General features: G+C 63.0%; 13 protein-coding genes. 10 read left to right on the forward strand and 3 right to left on the reverse strand.

Going from position 1 to position 12,977, the window contains the following annotated elements; all coding sequences use genetic code 11:
* Nucleotide 1 precedes the first annotated feature (1 nt).
* Nucleotides 2-1,447, reverse strand: coding sequence for a divergent polysaccharide deacetylase family protein (locus tag Q0859_RS05575; protein WP_299148424.1), 1,446 nt, complete (start codon nt 1,445-1,447; stop codon nt 2-4).
* A gap of 170 nt (nt 1,448-1,617) precedes the next feature.
* Here Q0859_RS05575 and Q0859_RS05580 point away from each other — a divergent pair, with 170 nt between their 5' ends.
* The 6 genes from Q0859_RS05580 (at nt 1,618) to lexA (ending at nt 6,539) form a co-directional block, all read left to right on the forward strand.
* Nucleotides 1,618-2,199: an aminodeoxychorismate/anthranilate synthase component II gene (locus Q0859_RS05580; RefSeq protein ID WP_299148426.1), complete on the forward strand. Its 582-nt coding sequence runs from the start codon at nt 1,618-1,620 to the stop codon at nt 2,197-2,199.
* Nucleotides 2,196-3,215, forward strand: coding sequence for an anthranilate phosphoribosyltransferase (gene trpD / locus Q0859_RS05585; protein ID WP_299148429.1), 1,020 nt, complete (start codon nt 2,196-2,198; stop codon nt 3,213-3,215). Before Q0859_RS05580 ends, trpD begins: the two co-directional genes overlap by 4 nt.
* A gap of 82 nt (nt 3,216-3,297) precedes the next feature.
* Nucleotides 3,298-4,113, forward strand: coding sequence for an indole-3-glycerol phosphate synthase TrpC (trpC, locus tag Q0859_RS05590; RefSeq protein WP_299148431.1), 816 nt, complete (start codon nt 3,298-3,300; stop codon nt 4,111-4,113).
* Between the two features lies 1 nt (nt 4,114).
* Nucleotides 4,115-4,588 carry a cyclic pyranopterin monophosphate synthase MoaC gene (moaC, locus tag Q0859_RS05595; protein ID WP_299148433.1) on the forward strand — a complete coding sequence of 158 codons (474 nt, stop codon included), beginning with the start codon at nt 4,115-4,117 and terminating at the stop codon, nt 4,586-4,588.
* Nucleotides 4,585-5,760 carry a gephyrin-like molybdotransferase Glp gene (glp, locus tag Q0859_RS05600; RefSeq protein WP_299148435.1) on the forward strand — a complete coding sequence of 392 codons (1,176 nt, stop codon included), beginning with the start codon at nt 4,585-4,587 and terminating at the stop codon, nt 5,758-5,760. Before moaC ends, glp begins: the two co-directional genes overlap by 4 nt.
* Before the next feature lie 80 nt (nt 5,761-5,840).
* Nucleotides 5,841-6,539, forward strand: coding sequence for a transcriptional repressor LexA (gene lexA, locus Q0859_RS05605; RefSeq protein WP_299148436.1), 699 nt, complete (start codon nt 5,841-5,843; stop codon nt 6,537-6,539).
* A gap of 48 nt (nt 6,540-6,587) precedes the next feature.
* On the opposite strand, the gene Q0859_RS05610 is transcribed toward lexA, so the two are convergent.
* Entirely contained in the window at nt 6,588-8,663 is a 2,076-nt protein-coding gene (locus tag Q0859_RS05610; RefSeq protein WP_299148438.1) for a ComEC/Rec2 family competence protein, read from the reverse strand.
* An 82-nt stretch (nt 8,664-8,745) separates the two neighbouring features.
* Here Q0859_RS05610 and gltX point away from each other — a divergent pair, with 82 nt between their 5' ends.
* The 4 genes from gltX to Q0859_RS05630 all read left to right on the forward strand — a co-directional run bounded on the left by gltX (nt 8,746) and on the right by Q0859_RS05630 (nt 12,162).
* Nucleotides 8,746-10,146: a glutamate--tRNA ligase gene (gene gltX / locus Q0859_RS05615; protein WP_299148440.1), complete on the forward strand. Its 1,401-nt coding sequence runs from the start codon at nt 8,746-8,748 to the stop codon at nt 10,144-10,146.
* A gap of 136 nt (nt 10,147-10,282) precedes the next feature.
* A complete protein-coding gene (gltA, locus tag Q0859_RS05620; protein WP_299148442.1) occupies nt 10,283-11,578 on the forward strand; it encodes a citrate synthase in 1,296 nt (431 codons plus the stop codon).
* Nucleotides 11,579-11,869: 291 nt separating this feature from the next.
* Nucleotides 11,870-12,031 carry a hypothetical protein gene (locus Q0859_RS05625; protein ID WP_299148444.1) on the forward strand — a complete coding sequence of 54 codons (162 nt, stop codon included), beginning with the start codon at nt 11,870-11,872 and terminating at the stop codon, nt 12,029-12,031.
* Entirely contained in the window at nt 12,028-12,162 is a 135-nt protein-coding gene (locus Q0859_RS05630; RefSeq protein WP_299148446.1) for a hypothetical protein, read from the forward strand. The genes Q0859_RS05625 and Q0859_RS05630 overlap by 4 nt, the downstream gene beginning before the upstream one ends.
* A 4-nt stretch (nt 12,163-12,166) precedes the next feature.
* On the opposite strand, the gene Q0859_RS05635 is transcribed toward Q0859_RS05630, so the two are convergent.
* Entirely contained in the window at nt 12,167-12,943 is a 777-nt protein-coding gene (locus Q0859_RS05635) for an enoyl-CoA hydratase-related protein (RefSeq protein ID WP_299148448.1), read from the reverse strand.
* Nucleotides 12,944-12,977: the final 34 nt, after the last annotated feature.

The raw sequence follows: 12,977 nt of genomic DNA on the forward strand, positions 1-12,977 counted from the left end.
TTTATTGCGCCGCGTTCAGCGTGGTCAGCACCGCCGAGATCGGCGCAAGCGCGACCCGCTCGGCCCGGTCCTGCAACCCCCAAAGCAACAGTGCCGAAATCGTATCGGGACGCACGCGACCCACCATGATCACGCCCCCCTCCTGACCGGCGCGAAACGCGGCCTGATCCAGAAAACGGCGGATCACCGTCGGGGTCTGATCCGCACTGTCAAAGTCGCGAAAGACCAGGCCTGCAGGCACGCCATCCCGCGCCGCAAGTTTTTGCGCAGTGTTGAGCCCCTTGGATTGCAGCACAAGACCATGACCCGAGGCCAACAGCGCCTCGGTGATCTGGTCCGACACGTCGCGGCTGGCCTGCACCCCCTCGCCTGTCCCTTCCATCACCGCAACCGCTTCAGGCACGGCGTCAAGGGCAGCGGACAGGGCGACTTCGGCATCACTCGCCGTGGCCCCCGCTGGCAAATCCATCAGCGCCATGACCTCGAACCCTTCGGCGCGGTAGTCTGCCATGCGGGCCTGCGCATCCGGCAAGGTCGCCTCGACCGCAAAACTCAGCGGATAAGGAAAGGTCCGCAAGGCGGCGAGGCCCACCGGCCCACTTGTCAGGTCAACGCCACTGTCGATCAGCACGATGGACATCAGCGGCTTGGCATCCGGGTTCTCGAATTGTGCGGCGAAGGCCACGATGGGCGGGGCATCAGATGGGCTTGCCTCGGTTTCGGCGGGGGTATCGGCGGTCGCGGGAACCTCGGGATTGCGATCCACCAGCGATCCCGCTGGTTCACCAATCGTTGGTCGGCCCGGTTGCACCTCGTCCTCGGGGGCCGGGGCCGCAATGTCGTCAGCGGGCGGATCTGCCGGGGCATCAGCCACATCAGGTGCACTGGGTGCAGGTGTTGTATCAGGTGCCTGTGGCGCGGGATCTTCGGACGCCGGGCTGTCTGGCGCGGCGTCCGCCTCGGGGGCAAACGCGGTGGAGGTATCCGACACTTCAGGGGCCGGAGGCTGCGCAGGATCGGTCGAGATCGACAATTCGGTTTCGGAGCCGGGCACCACAGGCGCGTCCCCTTGGGTCGAGGGTTGCACAGGGGCCACATCGCCCACATCGACGGCACCTGTTTCGGCAGCCTCGGCGGGGCCAGCCAGATCATCCGCAGCACCTGTTTCAGGCACCACAGCCGTGTCCGATCCCGCCTCGGCAACGGAGGCCACATCGTCCGCCTCCGGCTCCGTCACTTCGGGCGCGTTTGCGTCGCGGGCCAGATCCGCGTCAGTGACCCCCGCCGCCGTACTCGCCTCTCCGGCCTCGGGGGCCCGGGTTTCAGTCGGAGCCTCGATAACCGCATCGGGCCGCGATGGGCCGTCCGCCACGACCGACACAACCCCGGCCCCCAGCACACTGGCCACGCCGCCCCATACCAAGCCGCTCAGAAATCCCCGTGCCATGTCGCTGTCTCCGCCCGTTTCGTGGCCGCCCCCGCTTTGCGGTGTAGCGTGCCGTCTGCTTTATCCCGTGGTCCAGACTGCGCGTCCCCTTGACGGTCACGGGCAAGCCTGAGCATGTATGCGCGCAACTATAAGGCCCTATGCGCCCCCTTGGAACACGAGATTTCACGATGCTGCTGCTGATCGACAATTACGACAGTTTTACCTACAATCTGGTCCACTATCTGGGCGAATTGGGCGCGGACGTGGTGGTGCGCCGCAATGATGCGCTGGACGTTCAAGAGGCAATGGGGATGCGTCCCGAAGGGATCTTGCTGTCTCCGGGCCCATGCGATCCGGATCAGGCAGGGATTTGTCTGGCACTGACCCAGGCGGCGGCTGAAACCCGCGTGCCGCTCATGGGGGTGTGCCTTGGACACCAGACCATCGGGCAGGCCTTCGGGGGCAAAGTGGTGCGCGCGCCCGATATCGTGCATGGCAAGATGGGCACGATGCATCACACCGGCACCGGGCTGTTCGCAGACCTGCCCACCCCGTTCGAGGCAACGCGCTATCACTCGCTCACGGTGGACCGGACCACCCTGCCCGACTGCCTCGAGATCACGGCCGAGATCGAGGATGGCACGATCATGGGCCTTGCTCATCGCGAGTTGCCGATCCACGGGGTGCAATTCCATCCCGAATCCATCCGCTCCGAACACGGGCACGCACTGCTTCGGAATTTTACAGATCTGATGGCGGTGCCGGCATGAGTGACGCTCTCAAACCCCTCATCGATGCGGCCGCCAACGGGCCGCTGACCCGCGCACAGGCCGAGGCCGCCTTCCAGATTCTCTTTGACGGCGAGGCCACGCCAAGCCAGATCGGCGGGCTGCTCATGGCCCTGCGCACCCGCGGTGAAACGGTCGATGAATACGCCGCCGCCGCCGCCGTCATGCGCGCCAAGTGCAACGCGGTGAAGGCCCCCGAGGGCGCGATGGACATTGTCGGCACCGGCGGAGATGGCAAAGGCACGCTGAATATCTCGACCGCGACCGCCTTCGTGGTGGCCGGTGCAGGCGTGCCCGTGGCCAAACATGGCAACCGCAACCTCAGCTCCAAATCCGGCGCGGCAGATGCGCTGACCCAGATGGGGATCAACGTGATGGTCGGCCCAAAGGTCGTTGAAAAGGCAATCCATGAGGCCGGGATCGGCTTTATGATGGCCCCCATGCACCACCCGGCCATCGCCCATGTCATGCCGACACGGGCGGAACTTGGGACGCGCACGATCTTCAATATTCTGGGGCCCCTGACCAACCCCGCAGGGGTCAAACGGCAACTGACGGGCGCGTTCTCGCGGGATCTGATCCGCCCCATGGCCGAGACACTCGGGCAACTCGGCTCGGACGCGGCATGGCTTGTGCACGGCTCGGATGGGACCGACGAACTCACCATCACGGGTGTGTCCTGGGTGTCTGCGCTGGAAAACGGCACCGTGACCGACTTCGAACTCCACCCCGAAGAGGCCGGGCTGCCAACCCACCCGTTCGAGGACATCGTGGGCGGCACACCCGAAGACAACGCCAAGGCCTTCGATGCGCTGCTGAACGGGGTGCAAAGCGCCTATCGCGACGCTGTACTGCTCAATGCGGCCGCAGCACTCAGGGTCGCGGGGCACGCGGACACACTCAAGGACGGAGTGGAACAGGCGCGCGTCAGCATCGACAGCGGCGCGGCACACGCTAAACTAAAGGCAGTCGCAGAGATCACACAAAGTACCGCCTGACCTCTTCTTTTGACCAAAAATACCGCGGGGAGCCCGAGGGGCAGGCCCCTCGGTCCCACTCCATCCGCAAGGACCACCGCCCATGACCGACACGATCCTCGACAAAATCAAGGCCTACAAGCTCGAAGAGATCGCCGCCGACAAGGCCGCCAAACCGCTTGAGACGGTCGAGGCCGAAGCCCACGAGGCAGGCCCCGTCCGCCCCTTTGCCGAGGCGTTGCAATATGCCAGCCGCGAAGCCTATGGGCTGATCGCCGAGATCAAGAAGGCAAGCCCCTCCAAAGGGTTGATCCGCGAAGACTTTGACCCCACGGCCCTCGCTGCTGCCTATGCCGAAGGCGGGGCCACCTGTCTGTCGGTCCTGACCGACACGCCTAGTTTTCAGGGGGCCAAGGACTTCCTCACCCAGGCGCGCAACGCCTGCGACCTGCCCGCCTTGCGCAAGGATTTCATGTACGACACCTATCAGGTCGCCGAGGCGCGCGCCCTTGGTGCGGACTGTATCCTGATCATCATGGCCTCGGTCAGCGATGCACAGGCCCATGAGCTGGAAGAGGCGGCCACAAGCTGGGGTATGGACGCCCTTATCGAAGTCCATGACGCCGCCGAACTGGAACGGGCCTCTGCCCTCAAAAGCCCGCTGATCGGCATCAACAACCGTAATCTCAAGACCTTTGAGGTCACGCTGGACACCACGCGTATGCTGTCAAAACAGGTGCCGATAGATCGGATGATCGTAGCCGAAAGCGGGCTGAACACCCCCGCCGATCTGGCTGATCTGGCCATGTATGGCGCGCGCACCTTCCTGATTGGCGAAGGCCTGATGCGGCAGGATGATGTGGCCTCAGCCACCCGTACGCTGCTCGCCAATCCGCTCACCTCAGGCGGGGGCATGTGATATGGCGCTGACCCATTTCGACGCCTCGGGGGCCGCGCATATGGTCGATGTGTCCGACAAGGATGTCACGGACCGCATTGCCATGGCCGAGACATGGATCAAGATGAACCCTGAAACCCTTGATATCATTACCGAAGGGCGCGCCAAGAAGGGCGATGTGATCGGGGTGGCCCGCCTCGCCGGGATCATGGGAGCCAAGCAGACATCGACCCTCATTCCCCTGTGTCACCCCCTGCCCATCACCAAGGTGTCGGTCGAGATCGACCCTGACGCGGACCTGCCCGGCTTGCGCATCACCGCGACAGTCAAAACCACGGGCCAGACCGGGGTCGAGATGGAGGCACTGACCGCCGCCTCCACCGCTGCACTGACAGTCTACGACATGGCCAAGGCCGTCGATAAGGGTATGGAAATCGGCGGGCTGCGCGTGCGCCTGAAGGATGGCGGAAAATCAGGACGGTACGAGGCACCATGATCACTGTTGCCCAAGCGCTTGACCACCTCTTTGCCCTTGCCGACCCTTTGCCCGTCGAAACGGTCCCGCTGCGCGCCGCGCATGGCCGCATCCTCGCCGAAACGGTCAAAGCCCGGCGCACCCAGCCCCCTTTCGCCGCCTCCTCCATGGATGGCTACGCGCTCAAGAGCGTTGAGGCCGACCTGCACGCCCAGTTCAAAGTCGTTGGCGAAGCAGCTGCCGGGCACCGCTGGACCGGCACGCTTGGCGCAGGTCAGGCGGTGCGGATATTCACCGGCGCACCTGTGCCCGAGGGGGCCGACAAGGTTGTCATCCAGGAGGACGTGACCCGCACAGGCGATCTGATCACCATCACCGACGGTCCCGGCCCGAAGGACAACATCCGCCCCGCTGGCGTTGATTTCGCCGCAGGCATGGCGCTTGAGGCCCCCCGCCGCCTGTCGCCCGGCGACATCGCCTTGCTGGCGGCCATGAATATCGCGGCGGTGCCCGTACATCGCGCGCCCGTGGTGGCCATCATCTCGACCGGGGATGAATTGGTGCAGCCGGGTGACGACCCCGGCCCGGACCAGATCATCGCCTCCAACACGTTCGGACTGGCGGCGATGCTGGAGAATGTCGGCGCACAAACCCGCATGCTGCCGATTGCGCGAGACCGCGACAGTGCGCTGCGTACCGTCTTTGCGCTCGCGGACGGGGCTGATCTTATCGTCACAATCGGCGGCGCATCGGTGGGGGATCACGATCTGGTCGCCGGGGTGGCCGCTGATCTGGGCATGGAACAATCGTTTTACAAAGTGGCCATGCGCCCCGGCAAACCGCTGATGGCGGGGCGTCTGAACGGCACGCCTATGGTGGGCCTGCCCGGCAATCCGGTGTCGGCCATGGTTTGCGGCACCGTATTTCTGACGCCGATGATCAGCGCAATGCTGGGTTTGGGGCACACACCTGCGGCGCGGGTCCCTTTGCCGCTCTCGGCCCCTTTGGATCAGAACGGGCCACGCGAGCACTACATGCGCAGCTCGATCCAAGGCGGCACGGTGCAGGGTGCAGGCGCGCAAGACAGCTCGCTTTTGTCGGTGCTTGCCCGCTCCAACGCGCTGATCGTGCGCCCCCCACACGATCCCGCCCGCGCCCCCGGCGATCTGGTCGATACCATCGCTTTGTCCTGAACAGTTGACACAAAACAAGAACGTCCGTAGAACAAACGCAAACCACGGTCGTTGGTACGCGACAAAACGGAGGACAGGGCATGTTGACGAAAAAGCAGTTGGATCTGCTGGAGTTCATTCATAAACGGGTGCAGCGCGACGGCGTGCCGCCCAGTTTTGACGAGATGAAAGAGGCGCTTGATCTGCGCTCCAAATCCGGGATCCACCGGCTGATCACAGCCCTTGAGGAGCGTGGGTTCATCCGCCGCCTTGCCCACCGTGCACGCGCCATCGAGGTGGTGCGCCTGCCCGAAGCGCTTGGCGGCGCGGCTTCTGGCTTTACGCCCAAGGTCATTGATGGCGACCGTCCCGATGTGCCCCCGCCCCCCTCTGCCCTGTCGGTCGAGGCAGCCCATGCTGTTGAGTTGCCCGTGATGGGCCGGATCGCGGCTGGTGTGCCCATCTCTGCCATTTCGGAAGTGTCCCATTCGGTGGCTGTGCCGGGGCAGATGCTGTCCGGGCAAGGCGATCACTATGCCCTTGAAGTCAAAGGGGATTCGATGATCGATGCCGGGATCAATGACGGCGATGTCGTTGTGATCCGCGAGACCTCTGCCGCGGACAATGGCGATATCGTCGTTGCGCTGGTCGAAGATCACGAGGCGACCCTGAAACGATATATGCGGCGGGGCGATACGATTGCGCTGGAAGCAGCCAACCCCGCCTACGAGACCCGCGTGTTCCCGGTCGGACATGTAAAGGTGCAAGGCAAGCTGGTCGGACTGATCCGGACATATTGATCAGACGTGTTTGGATGACCAAGGCGAGGGCGGACCAACAGGTCCGCCTTACTCTTGCGACAGTGCCAGCGTCAAATCCGTGTGCGATATCACCAAGGCAGGTGCCGCATAGCGCCGCCACCCGGACCACATCCGATCCCCCGTCACATCCCGTGCGGTGATCAGTTTGGCGTCCGCGCCCTGCCCCAGCACCGCAACCGATCCGGTTTTCCGCAGCACCGTCGCATCCAGTACCAGACATTCCGCTTCTTGTGCGCCCTCAAGCGTGCCGTTGACCACCACGATCTGCCCCGGAGCGCAGCCGCTGAAGGCCGCAAGTGCCCGCTTACCGCTCAGGTGGATCACCGGCACGTCATCCGGCCAACGTGCGGCGGCGGCCTCCTGGTCGATCCCTTCGCCGTCATTTTCCAACCAGTTGCGCGCGACGAACCCGGCCCCTTTGGGTTTGCTGAGCGCCCGCCCTGCATCGGTCATCACGCCGACAAGCCCCCCGGTATCCGCAATCAACACCGTCGGACGTCCCCCCGACTGCCACAGCATCAACGCGCCCACCATCGCCACACCTCCGGCAAAACGGACCCGCCCTTGCCAGAGGATCACGAACAGCGCGCCCACCGCCATCAGGGGCAGCACCCATGGCCCCGGCCCCGGCACATAACCACGTGCGCCCTCAAGCGATGATACCCAATCGGCCACCCACAAGATCCACTGCAACCCCGCCCCCATGAGCCACAGGCCCACCGCCTCCGCCCCGAACGGAGCCAAGACCAGTGCCAGCACCGCTGCGGGGATGATAAGCACTCCCATCAAGGGCACGCTGGCAAGGTTCGCGATCAGCCCGTAATGGGCGATGGCGTTGAAATGTGCGGCCCCGATAGGTGCGGTCGCCAGCCCCGCAATGGCCGAGGACAGCACCACGCCAATGATCGGCTGCGCCCATTTCGGCCCCAACTGCCACTGCGCATCGCGCATCCAGCCGAACACGGCGACAAGCGCGGTGGTGGCCGCAAAGGACATCTGAAACCCCGGCCCCATCAGCGCCTCGGGGCGCAGGGACAGCACGATCAGCGCGGCGATCGCCACCGCCCGCAGGCTGATGGCGCGCCGGTCAATCAGGATCGCGCACAAGGCCACCGCAACCATGACAAAGGCCCGCTCGGTCGCAACATTGCCCCCTGACAGGGCGAGGTAGATCGAAGCCGCCGCCAATGCCCCCACTGCCGCCATCTTACGCGCAGGCCAATGCAGGGCAATCAACGGGATCAGCGCAAAGATGAGCCGCAACAGGCCGAACACAAACCCGCTGAGCAAGCCCATGTGCAGCCCCGAGATTGCCAGCAAATGCGCTGTATTGGACGCGCGCAAATCGTCCAGCCCGTCTTGAGAAATGCCGCTGCGATCCCCGGTGGTGACGGCAGCCGCAAAGCCTCCCACATCGCCGGGCAGCACCTCCTGGACCCGAGCGGAGGCGCGCATGCGGATGCCGAACACCACTTGCCGCAGATCAAACCGGGGCGCAGAAATGGCGACCAGAGGCACGCGGGTATACCCCACGGCCCCCAGTTCAGCAAACCACGCATGGCGCTGGAAATCAAAGCCGCCCGGTTCGACCGGCCCGCCCGGCGGGCTGAGATGTGCGGTGGTCATCACCCGCAGGCCGGGGCTTGGCACCACCCCGAGGGTGGCGTCGCCGTGCAGGGAAATCCGCACGCGGGTGGGCGTCTCATCGGGCGACACCCGGTCGAGTTTGACCCGGTCAAGCGTCAGGCGTACCGCATCCGAACCACTGCGATCCATGCCCACGATCCGCCCCTCGACCGGACCATAATAGCGCCAGTCGATCACCGGCCCCGCCACGCTTTGCGCACGCCAGCCCGCCAGCACAAAGCCAAGGGCGATCATCGCACCCAGAACCAGCAGCGGCGACACCCTTTCATCCACGTACCGCACCGACAGCGACGCAATGCCGCCGGCCGCGAGGACGGTGGCGATCAGCACCACAGATGGCTCGAACCGCAACCCGAAGAATACCGCAATCCCGATGGCCATGCCGACGGGCAGCCAGCCGAACAGATGGCCGCGCTGGTACAGAAACGTGTCGCGAATGGATTGGCCAAGGCCCATGCTTGCCCCTGTGGCCCATGCTGAGTATCAGGAGCCCGAACCCTATCCCTCCCATGGTTACTGAAAGGTAAACGGCCTCCTTATGTCTCAGCCCGTTGTCACCCGTTTCGCCCCCTCGCCCACCGGCTTTCTGCATATTGGCGGCGCGCGCACGGCGCTGTTCAACTGGCTGTTTGCGCGGGGCCGCGGCGGCAAGTTCCTGCTGCGGATCGAGGATACGGACCGCGCCCGTTCCACGCCCGAGGCGACGCAGGCGATCCTTGATGGAATGGCATGGCTGGGATTGGACCATGACGGTGAGGTGATCAGCCAGTTCGCCCGCGCCGACCGGCACGCCGAGGTGGCCAACAGGTTGCTGGCAGAGGGCAAGGCCTACAAATGCTTTGCCACTCAGGACGAGATCGCCGCCTTTCGCGAGGCGGCCAAGGCCGAGGGGCGTTCGACGCTGTATCAGTCACCGTGGCGCGACGCGGACCCAGACACGCATCCCGACATGCCCCATGTGGTACGGATCAAGGCACCCCGGGACGGCGAGACCGTAATCCGCGACGCGGTGCAGGGCGACGTGACCATCCGTAACAGCCAGCTTGACGATATGGTGCTGCTGCGCGGCGATGGCACGCCGGTCTATATGCTGGCCGTCGTCGTGGATGATCACGATATGGGTGTGACGCACGTGATCCGGGGCGATGATCACCTTAACAACGCGGCGCGCCAGATGATGATCTACGGCGCGATGGGCTGGAATGTGCCGACCTGGGCGCATATTCCGCTTATCCACGGGCCGGACGGCAAAAAACTGTCCAAACGGCACGGCGCACTTGGGGCCCAGGAATATCAGGTGATGGGCTATCCGGCGGCGGGGATGCGCAACTATCTGACCCGGCTCGGATGGAGCCACGGGGACGATGAATTCTTTGATGATGCGCAGGCGAAAGAGTGGTTTGATCTCAACGGGATCGGCAAGAGCCCGGCGCGGTTCGACCTCAAAAAGCTGGAAAACCTGTGCGGGCAGCACATGGCCGGGATGGATGATGCCGCATTGCAGCAGGAAATCAGCGCATTTCTGACAGCGGCGGGTCAGCCCGCGTTGAAACAATCGCAGGCCGAGGGACTTCTGGCGGCGATGCCATTTGTCAAGGAACGGTCCAAAACCTTCCCCGAACTCCTTGATAAAGCGCACTTTATCCTGACGGGACGTCCCATCACGCCGGACGACAAGGCATCAAAAGCACTTGATACGGTATCCCGTGGTATGCTGAGCCAATTGACGCCGCATTTGCAAACCGTTACTTGGGATCGTAACAGTTTGGAGGCCGTCCTGAACGATTTCGCAGTAGATCAGGGCACCAAATTCGGCAAATTGGCGGGCCCGCTGCGGGCAGCGCTTGCTGGCCGGGCCGTAACGCCTTCTGTTTTTGACATGATGCTGGTTCTGGGGCGCAAAGAAACCCTTGCCAGACTGACGGATGCTGCCGCCTGACGCGGGGTCTTAACCCATCGTTACATGCGCGCAGTCTAACGATGGGGCCGCGACACCCGCTGTCGCCCCCGGCAAGCACGCTTGCATTGTGACGATCGGCAAGCCGCCCTTGCCCTGTGACGAAAAGGAAAACCTGATGGCTGACGCACCCAAATCTGCATCGCTGACGATTGGCGACAACACTTACGATCTGCCCATTCACTCCCCCACCGCTGGCCCCGATGTTCTGGACATCCGCAAGCTCTATGGACAGGCGGGCGTATTCACCTACGATCCCGGCTTTACCTCGACGGCAAGCTGCGACAGCACCATCACCTTTATCGACGGGGGCGAAGGCGTGCTGCTGCACCGCGGCTACCCCATCGAGCAACTGGCTGCAAAGTCTCACTATCTCGAAGTGTGTTACCTGCTGCTCTATGGCGAATTGCCATCCGCAAAAGAGCTGGAAGAATTCGAAAGCCTCGTGACAAACCACACGATGCTTCACGAGCAGATGACCTATTTCTTCCGTGGGTTCCGCCGTGACGCGCACCCTATGGCCATTATGACCGGAGTCGTCGGCGCAATGTCCGCGTTCTACCATGACAGCACCGATATCCATGACGCGCACCAGCGCGAGGTGGCCTCGATCCGCCTGATTGCCAAGATGCCGACCATTGCGGCATGGGCCTACAAGTTCTCCATCGGACAGCCCTTTGTCTATCCGCGCAATGATCTGGATTATGCCTCCAACTTCCTGCGCATGTGCTTTGCGGTGCCTGCCGAGGATTACGAGGTCAACCCAATCCTCAGCCGGGCGATGGACCGTATCTTTACGCTGCATGCCGATCACGAACAGAACGCATCAACCTCGACCGTGCGACTGGCCTCGTCCTCGGGTGCGAACCCGTTTGCCTGTATCGCTGCCGGAATTGCCTGCCTATGGGGTCCGGCCCATGGCGGTGCCAACCAGGCCTGCCTTGAGATGCTCAAGGAAATCGGCACGGTCGATAAAATTCCCGAATACATCGCCCGCGCCAAGGACAAGGACGACCCCTTCCGCCTGATGGGCTTTGGGCACCGCGTCTACAAGAACTTCGACCCCCGCGCGACGGTGATGAAACAGTCCGCCGACGAGGTGCTGGAACTGCTTGGCGTGGAAAACAACCCCGTGCTGCAAGTCGCCAAGGAACTGGAAAAGGCCGCGCTCGAAGATCCGTATTTCGCCGAGAAAAAGCTGTTCCCGAACGTCGATTTCTATTCGGGCATCATTCTTGAGGCGATGGGCTTTCCAACGTCAATGTTCACGCCGATCTTCGCACTAAGCCGCACCGTGGGCTGGATTTCGCAGTGGAAAGAAATGATCGCAGACCCACAAAACAAAATCGGGCGTCCCCGTCAGCTGTATCTGGGCGAGATCACGCGCAATTATATCGACATCGAAAGCCGCTAGGGTTTTCTCGCGCCCCGGCTGAACGCCGGGGCGCTTTTCCATCCGGTTCAACCATTTACCTGAGCTTGTGTCGATTTAGGAAACAGCGCCGGACTGACGTTTGATCGCGTCATCTGCACCCGCTTGGCTGGCTTCATATATCTTGGGGGAGATGTGTGATGGGCTTTGGAATTGTAATTCTGGCGCTGTTGAGTGCCACGCTTTTGGTCAGCGTCTTTGAGGGTTACGACAGCGGGACGTAAAATAACGTGCCCTCTGACGCACCCGACATGACCGGGGTTGCAGTCGACGATGAAACCTTTATCGGCCCTGATCAACCTCCCCGGCGACACAGGTTTCAGCGATGCGCTGAATGGCACCACGCAGCACGACATCCTGTTTCTGAGCAGCACGATATCGCAACGGGCGACACCCTTGTGCTGGGTAACTGGATGGGTTCAAGCCAGCCTGTGACCATCACCGATGAGAGGGGCACCGCCACCTCGTGCGTTGCCGGAACGATCTATGCGAACCTGATCGGCCTTGACGCGGCCTCGACCACGCCTGCCTTTCTCGCCAACATAGCTGCCGTGCCCATCAAATAGCGGCTCAGCGCCCCTCAAAGCCGGGTTTGCGTTTTTCGACAAAGGCCAGTACGCCCTCGCGGAAGTCTCTGCTTTGACCGCAATCGCCCTGTTCGGCGGCTTCCATGGCAAGCTGGCCTTCAAAATTGTTGGCCCAGCTTCCCCGGATGACCCGTTTGGCCGCAGCATAGGCTTTGGTGGGTCCGTTGGCGAGATGGGCGGCCCGGGCGCGCCAATGCGCATCAAAACCTTCATCCGCCACCGCTTCCCAGATCATACCCCAATCATCGGCCTGGCGGGCGGTGATCTTGTCGGCAAACAGCGCAGCACCCATCGTCTTGGCCATGCCCATGGTGCGCGGCATCACATAGGTGCCGCCCGCATCCGGGATCAGGCCGATTCGGGTAAAGGCTTGCAAAAAATACGCTTTTTCCGATGCGATCACCACATCACAAGCCAACGCAAGGTTCGCCCCCGCCCCGGCTGCCGCCCCATTCACCGCCGCAATCGTTGGCACGGGACAGTCGACAATCGCGTTCAACATCGGGGTATATTCATCACGCAGGGTGCGTTCCAGATCAAGGTTCGCGGCATTCGCCCGGTCCCCCAGATCCTGCCCCGAACAAAAGGCCCGGCCAGCGCCAGTCAGGACAACCACCCGTGCAACCTTGCCCGCCTCTGTCACGGCCACTTCAATCTCGGCCCGCATTTGCGTGGTCAGCGCGTTCATCACATCCGGACGGTTCAGCGTGATCAGGGCCACACCATCTGTCAGGTCATATGTCAGCGTCTCGTAGTTCATGCCCAAAGCTCTCCCATGTGGGTATCAGCCTTGC

Source organism: uncultured Tateyamaria sp. (genome assembly GCF_947497045.1).
Lineage (GTDB): Bacteria > Pseudomonadota > Alphaproteobacteria > Rhodobacterales > Rhodobacteraceae > Tateyamaria.